20 protein-coding genes and 1 pseudogene are annotated in these 17144 nt (G+C 44.8%); 16 read left to right on the forward strand and 5 right to left on the reverse strand.

The features are described from left to right. From PN462_RS14445 to PN462_RS14460, 4 genes and pseudogenes are all read left to right on the forward strand, one after another. Positions 1 to 357: pseudogene (locus tag PN462_RS14445) on the forward strand (dihydroorotate dehydrogenase-like protein); the annotation flags it as partial. Between the two features lie 18 nt (positions 358 to 375). Further along, positions 376 to 1542 carry a hypothetical protein gene (locus PN462_RS14450; RefSeq protein ID WP_272129163.1) on the forward strand — a complete coding sequence of 389 codons (1167 nt, stop codon included), beginning with the start codon at positions 376 to 378 and terminating at the stop codon, positions 1540 to 1542. Positions 1543 to 1786: 244 nt separating this feature from the next. Then, a complete protein-coding gene (locus PN462_RS14455; RefSeq protein WP_272129164.1) occupies positions 1787 to 2020 on the forward strand; it encodes a hypothetical protein in 234 nt (77 codons plus the stop codon). Between the two features lies 1 nt (position 2021). Further along, a complete protein-coding gene (locus PN462_RS14460; RefSeq protein WP_272129166.1) occupies positions 2022 to 2273 on the forward strand; it encodes a hypothetical protein in 252 nt (83 codons plus the stop codon). Positions 2274 to 2333: 60 nt separating this feature from the next. On the opposite strand, the gene PN462_RS14465 is transcribed toward PN462_RS14460, so the two are convergent. After that, positions 2334 to 2597 (reverse strand): hypothetical protein, encoded by a 264-nt coding sequence (locus PN462_RS14465; protein WP_272129167.1) that lies wholly within the window; start codon positions 2595 to 2597, stop codon positions 2334 to 2336. Positions 2598 to 2769: 172 nt separating this feature from the next. Here PN462_RS14465 and PN462_RS14470 point away from each other — a divergent pair, with 172 nt between their 5' ends. From PN462_RS14470 to PN462_RS14495, 6 genes are all read left to right on the forward strand, one after another. Beyond that, positions 2770 to 3060, forward strand: a complete 291-nt coding sequence (locus PN462_RS14470) for a nucleotidyltransferase family protein (RefSeq protein ID WP_272129168.1) — start codon at positions 2770 to 2772, stop codon at positions 3058 to 3060. Beyond that, on the forward strand, positions 3050 to 3313 hold the full coding sequence (locus PN462_RS14475; protein WP_272129170.1) for a HepT-like ribonuclease domain-containing protein: 264 nt from the start codon (positions 3050 to 3052) through the stop codon (positions 3311 to 3313). The genes PN462_RS14470 and PN462_RS14475 overlap by 11 nt, the downstream gene beginning before the upstream one ends. 273 nt (positions 3314 to 3586) lie before the next feature. Beyond that, complete coding sequence (locus tag PN462_RS14480) at positions 3587 to 3862, forward strand: hypothetical protein (RefSeq protein ID WP_272129171.1); 276 nt, start codon at positions 3587 to 3589, stop codon at positions 3860 to 3862. Beyond that, positions 3855 to 4076 carry a DUF2283 domain-containing protein gene (locus PN462_RS14485; RefSeq protein ID WP_272129173.1) on the forward strand — a complete coding sequence of 74 codons (222 nt, stop codon included), beginning with the start codon at positions 3855 to 3857 and terminating at the stop codon, positions 4074 to 4076. The genes PN462_RS14480 and PN462_RS14485 overlap by 8 nt, the downstream gene beginning before the upstream one ends. Positions 4077 to 4263: 187 nt before the next feature. Next, entirely contained in the window at positions 4264 to 4506 is a 243-nt protein-coding gene (locus PN462_RS14490) for a hypothetical protein (RefSeq protein WP_272129174.1), read from the forward strand. Next, positions 4464 to 4826 carry a type II toxin-antitoxin system PemK/MazF family toxin gene (locus PN462_RS14495; RefSeq protein ID WP_272129175.1) on the forward strand — a complete coding sequence of 121 codons (363 nt, stop codon included), beginning with the start codon at positions 4464 to 4466 and terminating at the stop codon, positions 4824 to 4826. Before PN462_RS14490 ends, PN462_RS14495 begins: the two co-directional genes overlap by 43 nt. A 426-nt stretch (positions 4827 to 5252) precedes the next feature. Here PN462_RS14495 and PN462_RS14500 read toward each other — a convergent pair whose 3' ends face one another. Further along, on the reverse strand, positions 5253 to 5585 hold the full coding sequence (locus PN462_RS14500) for a hypothetical protein (protein ID WP_443029179.1): 333 nt from the start codon (positions 5583 to 5585) through the stop codon (positions 5253 to 5255). Positions 5586 to 5651: 66 nt separating this feature from the next. Here PN462_RS14500 and PN462_RS14505 point away from each other — a divergent pair, with 66 nt between their 5' ends. The 3 genes from PN462_RS14505 to PN462_RS14515 all read left to right on the forward strand — a co-directional run bounded on the left by PN462_RS14505 (position 5652) and on the right by PN462_RS14515 (position 8281). Beyond that, positions 5652 to 5912: a hypothetical protein gene (locus PN462_RS14505; RefSeq protein WP_272129178.1), complete on the forward strand. Its 261-nt coding sequence runs from the start codon at positions 5652 to 5654 to the stop codon at positions 5910 to 5912. Positions 5913 to 6075: 163 nt separating this feature from the next. Continuing rightward, complete coding sequence (locus tag PN462_RS14510) at positions 6076 to 7317, forward strand: type IV pilus twitching motility protein PilT (protein WP_272129180.1); 1242 nt, start codon at positions 6076 to 6078, stop codon at positions 7315 to 7317. A 202-nt stretch (positions 7318 to 7519) separates the two neighbouring features. Continuing rightward, the gene (locus tag PN462_RS14515) at positions 7520 to 8281 is read left to right on the forward strand and encodes a circadian clock KaiB family protein (protein ID WP_272129182.1); all 762 of its coding nucleotides are present in this window, start codon (positions 7520 to 7522) and stop codon (positions 8279 to 8281) included. 43 nt (positions 8282 to 8324) lie between these two features. Here PN462_RS14515 and PN462_RS14520 read toward each other — a convergent pair whose 3' ends face one another. The 3 genes from PN462_RS14520 to PN462_RS14530 all read right to left on the reverse strand — a co-directional run bounded on the left by PN462_RS14520 (position 8325) and on the right by PN462_RS14530 (position 13777). Further along, positions 8325 to 8933, reverse strand: coding sequence for a sugar transferase (locus PN462_RS14520; RefSeq protein WP_443029180.1), 609 nt, complete (start codon positions 8931 to 8933; stop codon positions 8325 to 8327). Positions 8934 to 9175: 242 nt separating this feature from the next. Beyond that, positions 9176 to 10948, reverse strand: coding sequence for a hypothetical protein (locus PN462_RS14525; RefSeq protein ID WP_272129186.1), 1773 nt, complete (start codon positions 10946 to 10948; stop codon positions 9176 to 9178). Between the two features lie 9 nt (positions 10949 to 10957). Further along, positions 10958 to 13777, reverse strand: coding sequence for a hypothetical protein (locus PN462_RS14530; protein ID WP_272129188.1), 2820 nt, complete (start codon positions 13775 to 13777; stop codon positions 10958 to 10960). A gap of 317 nt (positions 13778 to 14094) precedes the next feature. Here PN462_RS14530 and PN462_RS14535 point away from each other — a divergent pair, with 317 nt between their 5' ends. The 3 genes from PN462_RS14535 to cobT all read left to right on the forward strand — a co-directional run bounded on the left by PN462_RS14535 (position 14095) and on the right by cobT (position 16970). After that, complete coding sequence (locus PN462_RS14535; RefSeq protein ID WP_272129190.1) at positions 14095 to 14802, forward strand: Crp/Fnr family transcriptional regulator; 708 nt, start codon at positions 14095 to 14097, stop codon at positions 14800 to 14802. 258 nt (positions 14803 to 15060) lie between these two features. Beyond that, positions 15061 to 15789, forward strand: coding sequence for a DUF2232 domain-containing protein (locus tag PN462_RS14540; protein WP_272129192.1), 729 nt, complete (start codon positions 15061 to 15063; stop codon positions 15787 to 15789). Positions 15790 to 15887: 98 nt separating this feature from the next. Further along, positions 15888 to 16970: a nicotinate mononucleotide-dependent phosphoribosyltransferase CobT gene (cobT, locus tag PN462_RS14545; protein WP_272129193.1), complete on the forward strand. Its 1083-nt coding sequence runs from the start codon at positions 15888 to 15890 to the stop codon at positions 16968 to 16970. Positions 16971 to 17144: the final 174 nt, after the last annotated feature.

Here is a 17144-nt window from a genome sequence, read left to right on the forward strand (position 1 = left end):
ACCCCCCAAGCGATGCGTTTACCCATGCGTTGGATTGCCATTTTATACGGACGCATTAACAGTGATCTAGCCGCCACCAGTGGCATCCAACACGGCACAGACGCGCTAAAAATGGTCATGGCAGGGGCAAAAATTACGCAGATTTGTTCGGCGTTATTACGTCATGGTATCCCCTATCTGAGTACGTTAGAACGGGAAATGATTCACTGGATGGAGGAACACGAATACGAGTCTATTAAGCAGATGCAGGGCAGTATGAGTCAGATCAATTGCCCAGACGAGAGTGCCTTTGAACGGGCGCAATACATCAAGGATATTCAGTCTTATCAGCCTGAGTCTTTCGCATTCGCTCCGTAAGTAGTAAGATTAGGAAGGGTGCGTTACACAGCGCACCCTGTTAAACATTGCTCTCATTTGCTACTTGGAGAAAAAATTATGTTTTTGCTATATTTATTAGTAGGAACAGTAGTTAGTATTTTAATTGTTTTTTTAGAATTTGGAGATTTACAGAGTGTTGAATTTTTTAAACCAGTTGTATCGTCAACAGTTTCTACAAAAACCACACTTGGTCAGCTTATTGATTCATTTAATCTTTTTTGCAACGTCTTTCAATTTCTTTTTAATGAAAAAAAATCTGATAAAAAGCATTTAATCCCCGCCCCGAAAGGAGAAGTGACTAATTCTTTTGGATTATTGATTGTTTTTTTATTGTGGCCTTTGTTTTTATTGTCAGCTTTTTTAAGATTTATACTTTTTTCCAATACAAGTAATGCTCAAACCAAAAAATATATTAATGCTACACAATTAGCTCCATTCAAAATACAAAATATACAATCAATATTTTCTAGAACTTTTATAAAACTCAAAGAACCTGCCTCAAAATCATATAGTATTTATTTTCCTATTAGACTGTCCAACGTAACAACTTCAGATTCAACAGAAAAAGTAACTCTTAAAATAATTGGTTTTTGTTTTTTTGAAGATAAGTTTAGGATACAAAACAATGACACAACTTATGAAGTAGGCAAGTTATACTCAATTTTACAACAGGCTAACCAAGGGCAATCACCTAACATAAATCTAAATTCCGATATATGTAAAGTTATTATACTGCCATTAAAACATCCTGAAATTTCTAATATTTTTTGCATCAAAAAAATGTGTCAAGAAATATATCAACTTGAAAAGGAAAAGCAAAAAATACAAAAAGAAGCAAAAAATATAAGAATTCGTTTAGAAGAAATTAAAACATCTGAAGCCAATAAAGATCAAATACGAACATTCAAAAACAATTTAAATGATCTTAAACAAAGTTACCAACAAATCAATGATGTATATAAAGCATACTTTAATTGCTTAAAAGAATATGTCGTACTTCTTCACAAAAAAGATACAAGAGTAAATCGATTTCAAGTACAAGAAAAGATCAAGAGATTTGACTTAAAAACAAAATATAGACAGTTACATCAGCAATTTAATTTACTTCCTGAAAGGCATAAATCTATCAAAAATAACATAAATAAAAAGAAACACCACAATTAAAACAATAATCACAAACCATGACGACAAATTGCAAATTTTAAAGGGTGTGTTGGGTGGGGGATAACTTTGAAGAAACACCGAGATGTCAATTCCACCTAACGCACCCTATCCCCATCGAAGATAAGAAGGTGCGGTGCGTTCAACGGAATGTTCAATTTAGGAATAGAATCACAATGACTGGCCATTGAACACACCCTACGGTTTTCAACTATTGGGTTAATTGATCCATTAAGCATGATGTAAAGTGTATTTTAAAATCGTTGGTACAATTAGTAATATAGAAATTATCGCTAAAACTACTTCTATTCGTGAGCTATCTCAGTTAAACGAAAAATATGGTCGAGGAAAATGGCGTAAACTTAAAGGAGTGGCTTTAGTAGAACTTGACAATGGTAATATTCGTCAAGCTGAAGTTCATTGGTATGAAGCTCACGGAATTGGTAAAAAGAAAATGAAAATTAAGCAATTTCTAGATTAATATGCCTATAAATTCCTTTAAATTTGCGATCTGTATCAATAACTCGAACTGTGATGACTTAGAACTACTCAAAGTTTATCCAATTTTACCAGATAGTTCAGCAGAACAAGACAACTATATTCGGATTATTGACGAATCTGGAGAAGATTACCTCTATCCTCAAAATTATTTTACTCTAATTAATGTGTCTCCTGCTGAGGAAGAACAGTTGCGCTTAGTATTAAGTCAAAGTCGGTTGAGTGAAAATTTATAAATTTGGGTTGTGGCTTCATCGGTTCAGAAATTATATTACTATCAAGTAGAAACCGGATTGTCACCAAATCACCTCACGTCCAGAAGATTTTTCGCGGATATCTCCGAAAATTGCATCCACATCAATCTCTAATTCAGCAATCTTATGTTGGTGACGAAACGCCTCTAGAGTTTCACCAAACTGGCCTTGCTGTGGGTGAATGAAAACAGATGAATCTGAAGCACTTTTATTCGGCTCAAGTTCTGCTTTCAGGAAGTCCAAAAGACTCCGCTTCTCCCCTTCCGATAAACGTTGCAGTATTGGGATTAATTCAGTAGCATCCATGGTTATTCCCTCTCTGTAATGACTATTCTAGCTTAACCCATTCTTGCTAAGTAGGGTGTATTATGTGGGGGATAACCTTGAAGAAACACCGAGATGTAATTTCCACCTAACGCACCGTATCAACGTAGAAAACAAAGCTGTATAATATTTAAAACAACTGAGCAATTGTCCGATGAGACGTAATGATGTTCTCAAAATCATAGTTAGCCATCAAGAAGAACTCAAAACGCTTGGGGTTAAATCATTATATTTATTTGGCTCTGTCGCTCGTGATGAAGCTAAACCCGATAGTGATGTTGATGTATTGGTTGATTTAGAAAGACCTGCGGGTTTTTTTAAATTTTCCCAACTAGAACGTTATTTAGAACAATGTTTAGGCTGTTCAGTGGATTTAGGAACTCAAAACGCCTTACGAGAGCATTGTCGTGAAACTGTAACTCAGGATTTAATTCGTGTCTTCTAACCCGTCTCGCAACTGGCGACAACGTATTCAAGATATTCAGGGAACAATTATTAAAATTCAACAATATACAGAGGGATTAACCTTTGAAGAATTCCAAAGTCAACCCACTCTAGTTGAGGCGGTTCTTTATAATTTTACGATTATGGGGGAAGCAGCAAGAAGTATCCCGCAAGACATTCAAACTCGTTATCCCGAAATCCCTTGGCGAGATATGAGCGATCTTCGTAACCGGATGGTTCATGAGTATTTTTGAGTGAGTTATGAAATTGTTTGGGATACGATTCAGTCTGATCTTGCTCCTCTAGTACCGCAATTGCAGCAAATTTTAGAAGGTGACTCTAGTTAAGTAGGGTGTGTTGGGTGGGGATAACCTGAAAGAAACACCGAGAAGTAAATTCCACCCAACGCACCCTATCCCCATCGAAGATAAGAGGGTGCGGTGTGTTCAACGGAATGTTCAATTTAGGAGTAGAATCACAGTGACTGGCCGTTGAACACACCCTACGGTTTTCAAAAAAATAAAAAAATGTTTGAAATAACTTGGACTGATTATATGCTGTATCGCTCCAATTTAAGAGGATTTAACTTAGAGCAATTAGAAGATATAATAAGATATTCTAGTGAACGATATTATGATACAGCCACAGGTCGCCAAGTTGTAGTAGGGAAATATAATAATACTGTAGTCATTATTCCTTACGAAATGGAGAACGACTCAATCATTCCAATTACGGTTCATGCAACCAGTCGCCAACAAATTAAATTTCGGATTAATAATGGGAGATTTATTATCAATGAATAAAGCAAAAATGAATTATTTTGAAAAAGAAGATATTTTACATTTAGTATTATCCGATAATCCAGAATCACAAAGCATTGAAATTAGTCCCAATATTACAGCAGAAGTAGGCAATGATGGAGAATTGATTGGTTTAGAAATTTTAGAAGCAAGTACATTTATAAGAGATTCTATTTTAGAATCAGTGCAGGCTAAATTACTAAATTTATCGGCATAAAAATTTAAAAAACTAGAAAATAGAGTGCATTGGGTGAGAGATAACCTGAAAGAAACACCGAGATGTCCATTCCACCCAATGCACCCTATCCCCATCGAAGATAAGAGGGTGCGGTGCGTTCAACAGAAGTTAAGTTAAGATAAAGTATAAGCAAGATTTGCTGTTGGATAAAACCTACAGTCTAAAAATGACTAATTTACTAGAACTTAAAAACGAAATTCAACAACTTCCTCCTGATGAAATCCAACAACTCGCACAATGGATTCAAGAGTATTTAGGAGATGTATTAGATGACCCAATTGAAGCAAAACAGAAACAACAAGAAGACCAGAAATTAGCAGAAGCCTGTGCTTTAGTGGATGAATTAGAATTAGGATGGGAGAGTGAATGGCAACAAGTAGCAATTACCGACTCGGAAGCATCTGGATAGTTAGCTTTGATCCCTCCGTTGGGACAGAAATTCGTAAAACTCGTCCTGCTTTGGTGATCTCAGGGACTATTTTTAATGAAAACAGGAGTAAAATTACTGTTCTCCCCTTTACCTCCGCAAAATCTAAATCGTCAAAACTTGCACCTGCGATCGTAACTGTCTCACCATCTACTCAAAATGGCTTATCTGTGGAAAGTTGGTTAATTTGTGTCGATCCAATGACTTTTGATAAGGATAGATTAATTAAATTTATTGGTAATTTAGAAGAACCTCTTTTACAACAAGCTCAAAACACTTTGCGACAGTATTTAAGTTTGTAGAGTGCATTGGATGGGGGATAACCTGAAAGAAACACCGAGATGTAATTTCCACCTAACGCACCGTATCCCCATCGAAAATAAGGATTAATTCAGTAGCATCCATGGTTATTCCCTCTCTGTAATGACTATTCTAGCTTAACCCATTCTTGCTAAGTAGGGTGTGTTGGGTGGGGGATAACCTTGAAGAAACACTGAGATGTCAATTCCACCCAACGCACCATATCCCCATCAAAGATAAGAGGGTGCGGTGCGTTCAACGGAATTTTCAATTTAGGCATAGAATTACAGTGACTGGCCGTTGAACACACCCTACGGTTTTCAAGCACCATATCCCCATCAAAGATAAGAGGGTGCGGTGTGTTCAACGGAATTTTCAATTTAGGCATAAAATTACAGTGACTGGCCGTTGAACACACCCTACGGTTTTCAAGGGATACCTGGAAAGGCTTCTACAAACTGTACTCGTAAATCTGGAAAACTTTCGACGATTTGCACGGTTAAATCTGGAAAATGCTCGACTAATTGCCACTCTCCACAGTCTTCTGGAAAGGCCGTCACGGTTTTCACTTTTAAGTCTGGGAAGGTGTTCACAATTTTTACTTTTACATCGGGAAAGCTCTCTACTATTTTGATTTTCCCGTAAAGCGGTGTGCCTTGAAAGGTACAACTAGCCGCGTTTACAGTGCTATCTGTGGCCGTGGAGACGGTACAGAGTTGACTGAGCAAGGCCCCTAGTATGCTAATTCTCCATTGTTTCATCATTGCCGAACCTATACCTTTGCGTTATACTTTAGTTGATGTAAAAATCAATATAGAACAGGGACTATGATTAAACATTATATTCTCCACATTGAACCAAATGCTCAACATCCTTGGGATCGGTATGTGTTGCGCGACCCGATTACTGGAGAGCGTCCGGACTTGTCTCAACTGGTTTTACAAGGGGTGAACCACGAAGCGGGGGCTTATTTGCTGGCGGTGGATGTCAATGTGCAGGTTTTAGAACGAGCTAGTGAAGCTGATGCCGCACAGAGCAATCCTTTGGAGGTTTCTACGGTTAAGCGTGGATTCCCTCACGCCTCCTGATGGAGTTGAGCTTGGGAAGCACTGGACTGGGGGCAAAAATCTTGCCCTCTTTGTTGATGGGTTTAAGTTATTTTTTTGGCCTCTGGAGTATCAATTGCACAACGACCCCCATTTTTGACTAGACTAGAGGCATTACGCAAAGCCTAAAGCCAATTGTTGAACGATGACACAATCTCAACGTCCTCCTGCTCCCCCCCGTCGTCCTGCATCGAAACCCCCTGCGCGTCCTGGTGGGGCTGAACCGACTCAACAAATGTCGGCTCGCTCTCGACAATCTGCCCCTCCGCGTCCTGGTGCGGCGGCCCAATCTGCCCAACCGAAAAAGCCTCAACGGTCTCCTGGACATCCTTCCATGGAAGATATTATTAACCGTGCTAATGAGGATGGGTATTCTGATATTCATTTGGGGGTTGGGGAACATCCGCGAGTGCGCGATCGCGGCGAAATGATGAAACTCGAAGACTACCCCATCACCGATGAACCAACCTTTTGGGCCTGGTTAGACGAAATTGTCAGTCCCCAAGAAGTCCAACAATTCAAAGACACCAAAGAACTCGACACCGCGACACAATACGAATTTGCTCGCGTCCGCATTAATGTCTTCGACACCCTCACCGGGCCGTCCATTGTGATGCGTCTCATTCCCCTAAAAATCCTTACCCTCGAACAACTCCGGGCCCCCGCCGTCTTTCGAGATATTTCCGACGCACACAAAGGATTAATCCTCGTCACCGGACCTACGGGATCAGGGAAATCCACCACCATGGCGGCGATGATTGATTATATCAACAAAGAACACGCCAAACATATCATCACCATTGAAGACCCCATTGAGTTCATCCACAAAAGCCGGAAATCCCTAGTTAAACACCGGGAAGTCGGGACTCATACCCTCTTGTTTGATAATGCCCTGAAAGCCGCCTTGCGGGAAGACCCCGATTTGATTCTAGTGGGGGAAATGCGGGACCGAGGCACGGTAAACACGGCCTTAAAAGCGGCACAAACAGGTCACTTGGTCATGGGAACATTACACACCAACAGTGCGGTAAAAACCATTGAACGGATTCTCAACCTGTATAGTGCAGAAGAACAGCATTCTATGCGGGTTGCCCTCGCAGAATCCGTGGTGGCCATTGTTGCCCAAGGGTTATGTCGCACCACCGACGGCAAACGGGCAGCATTCCACGATATTCTCATCAATACGGAAACCATGAAAGAATATATTTCTAAAGGGCAGTATGAAGAAATGCAGGAGTTAATGGCCACCAGTGAATATGATGGCATGACGACCATGAATCTTGCCCTGTATAACCTCTACGAAGAAGGCCGCATTACCGAAGAAACCGCCCTCGAAAAATCCCCCACTCCCAACGAAATGGCGCAAATGTTACGGGGACGTTTATAGTTGTTCGTTCTCTACGGGGATCACGGGTGAGGTGGTGACTCACCTCCCCTTGATTCGGGAATCAGGCAACGTTCAGTTAAAGATTTGTGTGCTTTTCTAGCCAGACGCGACTCTCACTCTGCACAATTAAAATAGGCTATTCTTCTAGAGCAATTTCAAGGCTCTAGGGAGATAACAACTGTTTTTTATTCCTGAGCCTATCGTGAGTTCTCAATCACCTACTTTACCATCTCTCTTTAAAGGGATTGCACTGTTTACTCCCGCAGGGGACGTAATCTATGGCATTGATCCCAGTAAACAGGGACGATGGCACACCCATTTATGTGTCGGTTTACAAGAATTATTAGGACTAGCTGAACCGCCTCATTTTTTAATTCCGGGTTATACTGCAACCATCGATCGCTGGCTTGATCCCAAAACTCAAGAGGTTCGCACGTTGACGGAAGTGTATCCTGCCGTGAGACGGTATCAACCCCTCTTAAATACGATTTTTGGGACTCCTGATCTCGATTGGCGATTGGCCACTTGGCAAGAACAATCTTGTGATCCCTTAGTGATTGAAAGCTACCGATCGCAATTTCCCCAACTCTGGCAAGAACACGATTTCGTGGTCTCTTACGACCAGTTACAAGCACACAATCAGAGTCTGACAGAAGATCAACCCCTCTCTCACCCTTTAACCGTCACGGAGCATCCCCCCAATTATGTGTTACGTCTCTTTGTGTCAGGAGATAATGCTACTACTGAGAAAACGTTAAAAAGTATCCATCAGTTGTTAGAAACGGGTCTTAATTTTCCTTATACGTTAAAGGTTATTGATATTTTCAAACATCCGGATCAAGCTGAAGCCAATCACGTTTCTGCAACTCCTACCCTAGTGCGAGCTTATCCTCAGCCTGTTCGTCGGATTATCGGTGAGTTAAACGATACTCAGCGCGTTTTAAAAATTATTACAACTGGGTAATGGGTAATTGGTGAACCTCAAACTATCCACTATCAACTCTCAGCTAATAAGCTCCTTTTTTTGTAAACAAAACACCAACCGTGCGGAGAATTAACTGTAAATCATAGGCGATAGACCATTTTTTCTGATAGGCCAAATCTAATTGAACAATATCATTAAAATTAGTCACACAAGAGCGACCATTCACTTGCCATTCCCCAGTGATTCCCGGTTTGACTTGTAACCGTTGCCAGTGATAGGGATTATAATATTTTACCTCATCTGGAGTTGGGGGACGAGTCCCGACTAAACTCATATCACCCTTGAGAACATTCCAAAACTGGGGAAATTCATCCAAACTGGTTTTGCGTAAAAAACGACCTAACTTCGTAATCCGAGGATCGTTTTTATTTTTAAAAATATGACCAGTTGCTTTATTTTTTACTAAATGTTTCTTTTGATCGGCATCGACAATCATAGACCGAAATTTCCAGATGCGAAACGGTCGGCCATTTAAACCGCAACGGATTTGGTTGTAGAATAAGGGGCCTGGATCAGTTAGGTGCATTGCGATCGCAATAACCGGAAGCAACAAGGCCGTAACACTTAAACCAACCAATGCACCAAGAATATCAATACTGCGCTTTAAACAATTATGTGCTGAGGGGTGAATGCTGCGACAGGCTAAAAAGGGGGTAGAACAGGGTAAAACTGGGAATTCTCCAGCGTGAGGTAAGCTAGATTGGAGCTTTACAGTAGAAATCACAAGAAGTCCTCCTCGACAGCATTAATGGGGCTTTACCTCAATCTTAGAAAGCCAACTCAGTAATGACTACTCAAAAACCCCCAACTTCACTAAATCTTTACAGAAGAAAACGGCAATTGTAAAGTTAATGTATTGTTAACAGTTAACAGTTAACTGTTAACTGACCAAGGTAGCGTTAACGGTTCATCCCAATTCTGTTGGGTCTGGCGAGTGGCTAGAGTCAGAAACTGCCGTAAACGCTTGCCCTGTTTGGGATTGGGGCGATAGGATTGTTTCGAGTCTTGGGCAAATAACGGAGCGGCCCGCAAGGCTTGATATTCTAAATTTTGCAGTGACTCCGCAGTAAACCAAGGTTCAGCGGCCTCATCGGGAAGTAACCCAGGGGGTAAATACCCCTCTAAAATAGCAAAAATGCGCCACATACAAGCACGGGGGTTAATCCCACGCAATTCTAAAATTTTCAACATCTGTTCCAACGTCACCATCCGTTCGGGGAAACTCTGCACCAACTCCCAGAGCAGGAAATAATCACTATATTGGTGTTTTAAACGGTGAATTAATTGGGGATATTGGGGTAACGTCGCTAAACCGCGAGCCACTAAACTGGTTTGTGGATCACGATCAAGGGTGACAATTTTGGCTTGGGGGAATTTCTCCGATAACCAAGTGGTAAAAAAAGGTTGTAACTGGGGTAATGTTCCCCCACTCCAACAAATTTTAGCGATCGCACCCTGATCTACCCCCCGTTCACTCAACAACTCATTCACCCGTTGATTAAATTGAGCTTGTAACGGATTTAACACCGCATTGACCAAATCTTGACGCTGAACCCCCCAATTTTGCGCCCCCAGCGTCACCGTAAACGACTCTCGCTTCTGTAAAATCAACCAAACCCGCTTGGCCATCTCCAACAGAGAGGGGCCCCATTCAAACTGTTGTAGCATTACCGTTGCGCGATCGCGCCTAGGCCGATCCCCCTCCCCCGGCCTGGGAATCTCCAACCGCAACTGCCGTAAAAACTCCTGCTCCGGTTGCCATTGGGGATAAATCAACTGATAAAAAATATCCTCATACACCCCCTGCATCCCATAATCCAAACTCCGCAACGCAAAATCCTGATACTTCAACCCCGTAAACCGCTTCGGCACCGTCACCAACGCCAACTCCGTCGTCATCAGTCCCCCATGAAACAACAACGTCGTCTCCCCCTCCGGGGCCCTCACCGCCAACTCCCCCAACTCCTCCGCCGACGAACGGCCCCAAGTCGCCGCCATCACCGCCACACTCTCCTCCACAAAGCCAATCCGAGCCGCCGACTGCACCAACTTCGCCCCTAAAATCGCCTCTCGCACATTAAACCGATAAGTATCACTCCACCCCGCCGGACAACTCACCATCACCCCTTCTAGGTTCATCAGAGCCCCACTGAGCATCCGTTTCGATAACCCCACCGCCTCCACCCGACATAAATGTTTTGAACCCGCCGGAGTCAAGGTCGTCAACAGAGCTTGTAACGTCCGCCGAAACCAAGTCAAAGGATACCCCTCCACCATCTTAGGTTCCCAACCCCGTAACCGCCGACTGTAATAAGGCAACGCCGCCCGCAAATACCCCTTCAACCGTTCCAACACCACCCCCTCAACCTGTTCCTGGGCCTGCTCCACCGCCTTCCCCACCACCAAATGGGGCACAGTTTTCCCCTGAGCTTTCCGCCAACTGAGAAACGCCCGCATCGGCAGCCAAAACTGTCGTTCCTCCCCCTCCGCAGGACGCAAAGACGACCAATACAACGGATACTGTTTCCCCTGAACACAATCACAGAGAACCGCCGCCATCTGGGTTGATCCCAGATCAATCCCTAAATACCAAGACCCTTCCCTCGGTTCAGTGGATAGCGAAGATGGTTCAGAAGATAAAGTCACGATCTAATTCTAATCAGGCTTTTGCGGTTTCTTGGGACTACGATAGACTTTGGACCGTTGAGTTTTTTTAGCCGACGAGGATTGTTTCGATGGAGGAGTATCACTCCAAGGATCAGTCGTAATTTCAGTTACAGACTCCATCCCGTTTCCAGGAGAAGAACCACGTTGCACCCTCGGTTTCGGACGGGGAGGGGGAGAAGTAGGAGTCGAACTCAACCAAAAATCCTCTAAGTCCTCATTAAATTGCTCATAAAATTGCTCATACTCAACAGTCGTCTCAGTAGATGCAGAGGGCGTTTCCTCAGTAGTCCCCTGGAAGTCCTCCTCATCAGGAGAATCGGTCAATGCAGGGGAACTTTCCTCAGCCGTCACAGGAAACTCCTCTAACTCCGTTGTTTCCCATTCCTCCTCCAGTCCCGTGGGGGAACTCTCCTCAGAAGTCACAGGAAACTCCTCCAACTCCGTCGTTTCCCATTCCTGATCTTGGCCGATATCCTCTTGATTCGCAAAGGATTCCACCTCACTGGCTAAATCTTGCGGTAAATAGTCCTTATCTGAGTCTAGGGGAAAATCTGCCCAATTGATCGTCTCATCTTGGTCTTGAGCCGTTTCCGTTGTCGAGGAGTCGGCCTCCTCTTGGGGAGAAGGGGATGTTCCTTGAACAAACTGTTGTTGAGTTTCCACCGTCGAGAAAAACGGCCCATCTTCGTCTTCCTCATCCTCAGACCAAATTAAATCCGTCAGTGAGGCAATAATATCCTCTGAGGGTAAATCACTGGTATCAACCGGGTCTAAGGTGGGAACTAAGGGGACAATTTCCTCAACTTCTTCCTCATCAGCAATAATTTTAGTGGGAACTGGCACAGGATCAGGTTTCAGCGCGGGGGGAGTGGTGGCACTATCCTCTTGTCCTTCTGCTTCTTCTGCTGCTGTCTCCGTTGTCTCCGTTGTCTCCGTTGTCTCCGTTGTCTCCGTTGTCTCCGTTGTCTCCGTTGTCTCCGTTGTCTCCGTGGCCGCAGAGGGGTTACTCTCCCCTTCAAACTTGGCTAAATCTTCCGTCAGTTGTTGTAATTTTTGTTCATCTAAAACCGTCTCTAGGTCTTGTTTTTGGTTGGGATTTTTTAATTCATCCGTCGCTAACAGGGTTTCTCCTGGGGTAATGGGGTGGAATTCTTCACTAGGCTGAAAAATGTCGAGATCATCGGTTTCACTCGCTTGTTCGAGAAGTTCCGTGAGTGAGGAAATAGTTTCTGCTAAACTCGGTTGGTCTGAGGCCGAGGGGTCAATGTCGGGAGACTCGCTTTCTGGGGGTTCGGGGGTGGGTTCGGGAGTCGGTTCAGCAAATAACGCGGTTTCTACGGGTTGAGGACTGTTAAATTCAGCCTCGCTTTCCTCCTCCACTGTCTCCTCTGGAGTCTGGGAAGGATCAGCCATTCCCTCGAATAGTTGTTCGTCTAGGGTTGCTTCCGACGGGGGAGGGGTTTCTTCTGTAAGCGGTTCGTTGGTTAATTCGGGTTCAGCCGCAATAGATTCGGCCAAGGGGAGAGACTCTGCTTCTGGGGAGTCTTCTAATGGTTCAGATGGAGTTAAGGGGGGTTGTTCGGCCACCGACTCTGCTGGAGGTGGAGTCTGGATAAATTTGGACGCTTGGGGAGGGGTTTCGGAGTCTTCGGCCTCGGTGGGGTCTTCCGTAGGGGTTAATTCCCTTGCTGGGGTTTCTCCCTCCTCTCCATCGTCTGGAGTTTCCTCATCGGGAATCGGTTCATGTTCGCCAAACTCCTCCTCATCCACCGTCAACACCATAGGTTGCTGTTCTTCCGTCTCCCAACTTTGTCGGAGATGTTCTGGGTTGAGACGGGTTTCTTCCCAGTCTTCCCACACTTCTCCCTGTTGTTTGAACTCTCGTTGTGCTTGGGTGGCCGGGTGTTCGTTGAGGTCAATTTGAAAAAGAACATCAACAGGTTCATCAAGAGATTGTTGCTGGGGAGAGGGATCAGACACTTCTAACCCTGCAAAGGGGAAATAAGACACATCTCCTTGAGAGGGAGAGTCTGAGGACTCATCAAAGGCAGGAATTGGCTCTTTTTCTGGTTCTTGAGGAAGGGCCAGAGGAATGGGGGCCTGTTGGAATTGTTGAACATAGTTAGAGAGTAAGGTTTCTCCCTGTTGTCCTAACTCTTGGATGCGTTCTAACCCTTGACTGAGGGAAGATTGATGACTTTGTAAGTCTCGTTCTACACTGTTAACCACCGTGCGGAGAGTACGGTCTAAATTTCGTAGTAGATGATCGGTTTGTTCTTGCAGCGATCGCAATTGTTCCAGTCTATCTAACTCCCGCAGAGGACTCCCCGTTGGTTGGCCCGTCGGCGGATTCGCATTTTGCGCCAATAACTGTTCTTCAAACTGCTCTAAAATTTCCGCCAACTGGTGTCTGAGGTCATCACTACAGCGACCCAACAACACCTGTAAAAAATCTGAGGTTAACTGCGATCGAGTCCCCTCTAACTGCCGAATTTCCCGCAACAACGCCTCTCGTTGCTGACGCAGGTGTTCTAATTCCATCTGGAAGGGGTGTAACCAGTTCCCTCGCTCCAAATTTAACTGAGCCATCACCCCTTGAGCAATATCCTGGGCGGTTGCTTGCTCTAACGCGGATAACTCTTTACTCACCAAGGGCGTAGTCTCACGCTGATTTTGCAACGACTGCAAATACCAGCGCACCTTCTCCAGCATCCGACGCTCCGCCGTTGCTGACTCTGCTTCTGTGTTTTGCTCTAACGTCTGATCGATTTCAGTAATCAGCGTTTGAATCTCTTGATAGGAAATCACCGCAACATCCTAAAAATAGAACACCCAAGAAGCCAAGCCCGATCCGCAAATCTAGCCCGCTTCCTTTTTTATGCTACCCTCTCTGTTAATACTATGTGATTTTTTAGCCTGGTCTGGCAAGGAGTCTAACTCAATCATCTCTCCTAAGCCATGACCTAACCGCCTCCTTCCTCTGTCTCAAGGAGAAATTTTCCCAAAAATCTACCATGCGTCCCCCCTGTAGCGCATAATAAACTGTGAGTCTTCCCTTTATTGGTGGTCTAATTTAAGATTTAGTCAACCCTTTGCTGTCTGCATTCACCCTTTGCCCTTGTCTCATGGATGACCGATTCAACAGCCGCGACCAACAAGACGATATTCAGCAACTGATCAGCGTTGCTCCCTTTTTCGCTGGTTTACCCGAAGAAATTAGGAGTAAGGCCACCTGTCACCTTGTCACTCGTACTCATCCCTCAAACCAAGTTATTCTCCTTGAAAATGACTGGGGCGGCTCAGTTTATTTTATCGTCGATGGTTGGGTGAAAATCCGTACCTACAACCTAGACGGCAAAGAAGTCACCCTCAACATTATTGGCAAAGGAGAAGTCTTTGGGGAAATGGCCGCTTTAGATGAAGTGCCTCGCTCCACCGACGTAATCACCCTCACTCCGACTAAAATTAGTAGTGTCCCCGCCCAAGATTTTGTAGAGTTAATTAATACTGAACCATTAGCCGGGGTAAGATTAGCACAATTAATGGCCACTCGCTTACGCCAAGTAAACCGTCGTCTCCGCTTACGGGAAGCGGATAGTATGTCTAGAGTTGCCGATACCCTCCTCTTTTTAGCCGAAGGCCAAGGAAAAGAGGGCAATATGGGGTTAGAAATTCCTAACCTCCCCCACCGGGAGTTAAGCAGTTTAAGTGGGTTAGCACGAGAAACCGTAACCCGTGTTTTAACGAAATTAGAGAAAAAGGGTTTAATCAAACGAGAACAAGACGTTTTGCGTATTCCTGACTTAGAAGCGTTAGAGCGAACGATTACTTAATTTTGTTATTGGTTGTTTGTTGTTAGTTATTGGTTGTTGGTTTGTTGTTTGTTGTTTGTTTCCTATCTACTTTTTTTTCTTCTGCCTCCTGCCCTCTGCCTCCTGCCCTCTGCCTCCCTGACAAAATTCAATGCAAACCCTTACCTGAAATTGTTAATTGCTAATTGCTAATTGTTAATTGCTAATTGCTAATTGTTAATTGCTACTTGTTAATTGCTAATTGTTAATTGCTAATTGTTACTTGTTACTTGTTTAAACATGACCGATAACCGCGAGGTAAACTGGGTTGATGCGGATAGCGACACACCAGAAACCCCCCCCATCCCCCAGAATGGACAAACTCCGACTGCTCCCCCCCAGTATCGGAGTCCTTTAATTATGGTCGAAACTGCGTTTTTAGCCAGTGCGGCCAGCTTAATTTGGTTAATTAACTATTACTTCCCCCTAGGCCCCGTTTTACAAGTCTTTTTTCCCATTCCCATTGCCCTCATTTACCTCCGACGGGGCAACCGGGCTTCCTGGATGGCCGCCTTAACCGCCGGACTGTTACTCTCGGTATTAATGGGGCCCATTCGCAGTATTCTCTATCTGATCCCCTACGGACTCATGGGGGTACAATTGGGGGCGATTTGGTATCGGGGAGGGAATTGGTATTTTTCTATGGTGACAGGGACGATTATTGGGACATTAGGGTTCTTTTTTCGCTTTTGGTTACTCTCGCTGTTATTGGGGGAAAATCTCTGGTTATACGTGATTAATCAAATTACCGGATGGTTAGATTGGTTATTCCTCAAACTGGGGTTATTGGCCCAACCCGATGCGTTATTGGTGGAACTGTTGGCAACGGGGTTAATTATCCTCAATAGTGCGATTTATCTCTTTGCAGTGCATTTAATCGCCCTGTTAATGTTCGATCGCCTCAAAAATCCCATCCCTCGCCCCCCTTACTGGGTACAAGTCTTGTTTGAGTACGATTATGATGATTGAAAGGTTGAGTCAGCTAAACCCCGTCTTAACGGGATGTTCCCCAGTTAGACTCAATTGTCCCAATCTCCTTTCTGTTCCTTTTCAAGAAACACCGCTTCATGATTGAACTATATACCCATTCTCAGCAGGGGCAAGCCTGGTTAGCGCGATATCGGGGGCAAGTTCCCCATTTAGCTTGTGTGTTGGGGTTTACAGAAACCGGGTTATTAGAGGGTATTTCCGCAGCCGGGGCTACGCCGGAGGATCGGAAATATACGGCCATTGCGGATGCGGAGTTTCTGGTGAATGGGGTTCAACCTAACCCCCGTTATCCCCTCCCTCCCTTAACGGTGGGGGCTTCTCCTACCTACATTTCCCGGACGGTGGTGGAGGCGTTGTCGATGCCTGTTCAAATTTTTAATGGGGGTTTACCTCAACCACCTGCTGTTCCTGCCATTACCTTGCCCGGACAACCGGCCCGTTGTCTCACCACAGGCCAGGCCCTTCCCCTAGACACGGTGAAAGAATTATTTTGGCAGGGGGTTCACTGGGGGGAAAAATTAGCGGCTACGTCTCCCTATTTAGTCATTGCTGAATGTGTGGTGGGGGGAACAACGACGGCGTTAAGTGTGCTGACGGGGTTAGGAATGGCGGTTCAAGGTAAGGTGAATAGTTCCCACCCCCATTGTAATCACCGTCAGAAATGGCAGGTGGTGCAACAGGGGTTAAGGGCGGCTCAGTTAGGGGAAAATGCGGATCCTTGGGCGGTGGTAGCGGCGGTGGGTGATCCTATGCAGCCTGTGGTGGCGGGGATGGCGTTGGCGGCCAGTCGCCAGGGGGGGGTGTTGTTGGCTGGGGGAACACAGATGTTGGCGGTTTACGCGCTGATGGCGGGTTTGGCGCGACAGGAGGGGATGGTGTGGCAACCGGAGGAGGTGGTTGTGGGGACGACGGGTTGGGTGGCGGCTGATCCGACGGGGGATACGGTGGGGTTGGCGAAGTTGATCGGGACTGTGCCGTTATTGGCGGCCAAGCTGGATTTTTCGACGGCACGGTGGGAGAGTTTACGGGCTTATGAGGCGGGTTATGTGAAGGAAGGGGTGGGGGCTGGGGGGTGCGCGATCGCAGCCCATTTAGCCCAAAACTGGACGGCTGAGGAATTATTAAGCGCGATCGAGCAACTTTTATCCTTTCGTTGTTAAAAATTGTTGTTTGTGAAAAAGGGAACAGGGAACTCCGGAACAGGGAACAGTAAACAGTAAACAGTAAACAGTAACCAGTTGTTACTCCCCATCTCCCCTATCTCCCCTATCTTCCCCATCTCCCCCATCTCCCCTATTTTCCCTATCTCCCCTATCTTCCCCATCTCCCCCATC

The sequence above is a fragment of the Spirulina sp. CS-785/01 genome, from assembly GCF_028330525.1.
Classification (GTDB): Bacteria; Cyanobacteriota; Cyanobacteriia; order Cyanobacteriales; family Spirulinaceae; genus JAQMSD01.

Excerpts from the sequence above, each read along its gene's own strand:
- PN462_RS14460 (WP_272129166.1), top strand. The coding sequence starts at position 2,022 with ATGCCTATAAATTCCTTTAAATTTGCGATCTGTATCAATAACTCGAAC.
- PN462_RS14465 (WP_272129167.1), bottom strand. The coding sequence starts at position 2,597 with ATGGATGCTACTGAATTAATCCCAATACTGCAACGTTTATCGGAAGGG.
- PN462_RS14470 (WP_272129168.1), top strand. The coding sequence starts at position 2,770 with ATGAGACGTAATGATGTTCTCAAAATCATAGTTAGCCATCAAGAAGAA.
- PN462_RS14480 (WP_272129171.1), top strand. The coding sequence starts at position 3,587 with ATGTTTGAAATAACTTGGACTGATTATATGCTGTATCGCTCCAATTTA.
- PN462_RS14485 (WP_272129173.1), top strand. The coding sequence starts at position 3,855 with ATGAATAAAGCAAAAATGAATTATTTTGAAAAAGAAGATATTTTACAT.
- PN462_RS14490 (WP_272129174.1), top strand. The coding sequence starts at position 4,264 with ATGACTAATTTACTAGAACTTAAAAACGAAATTCAACAACTTCCTCCT.
- PN462_RS14495 (WP_272129175.1), top strand. The coding sequence starts at position 4,464 with ATGGCAACAAGTAGCAATTACCGACTCGGAAGCATCTGGATAGTTAGC.
- PN462_RS14500 (WP_443029179.1), bottom strand. The coding sequence starts at position 5,585 with ATGAAACAATGGAGAATTAGCATACTAGGGGCCTTGCTCAGTCAACTC.
- PN462_RS14505 (WP_272129178.1), top strand. The coding sequence starts at position 5,652 with ATGATTAAACATTATATTCTCCACATTGAACCAAATGCTCAACATCCT.
- PN462_RS14510 (WP_272129180.1), top strand. The coding sequence starts at position 6,076 with ATGACACAATCTCAACGTCCTCCTGCTCCCCCCCGTCGTCCTGCATCG.
- PN462_RS14535 (WP_272129190.1), top strand. The coding sequence starts at position 14,095 with ATGGATGACCGATTCAACAGCCGCGACCAACAAGACGATATTCAGCAA.
- PN462_RS14540 (WP_272129192.1), top strand. The coding sequence starts at position 15,061 with ATGACCGATAACCGCGAGGTAAACTGGGTTGATGCGGATAGCGACACA.
- cobT (WP_272129193.1), top strand. The coding sequence starts at position 15,888 with ATGATTGAACTATATACCCATTCTCAGCAGGGGCAAGCCTGGTTAGCG.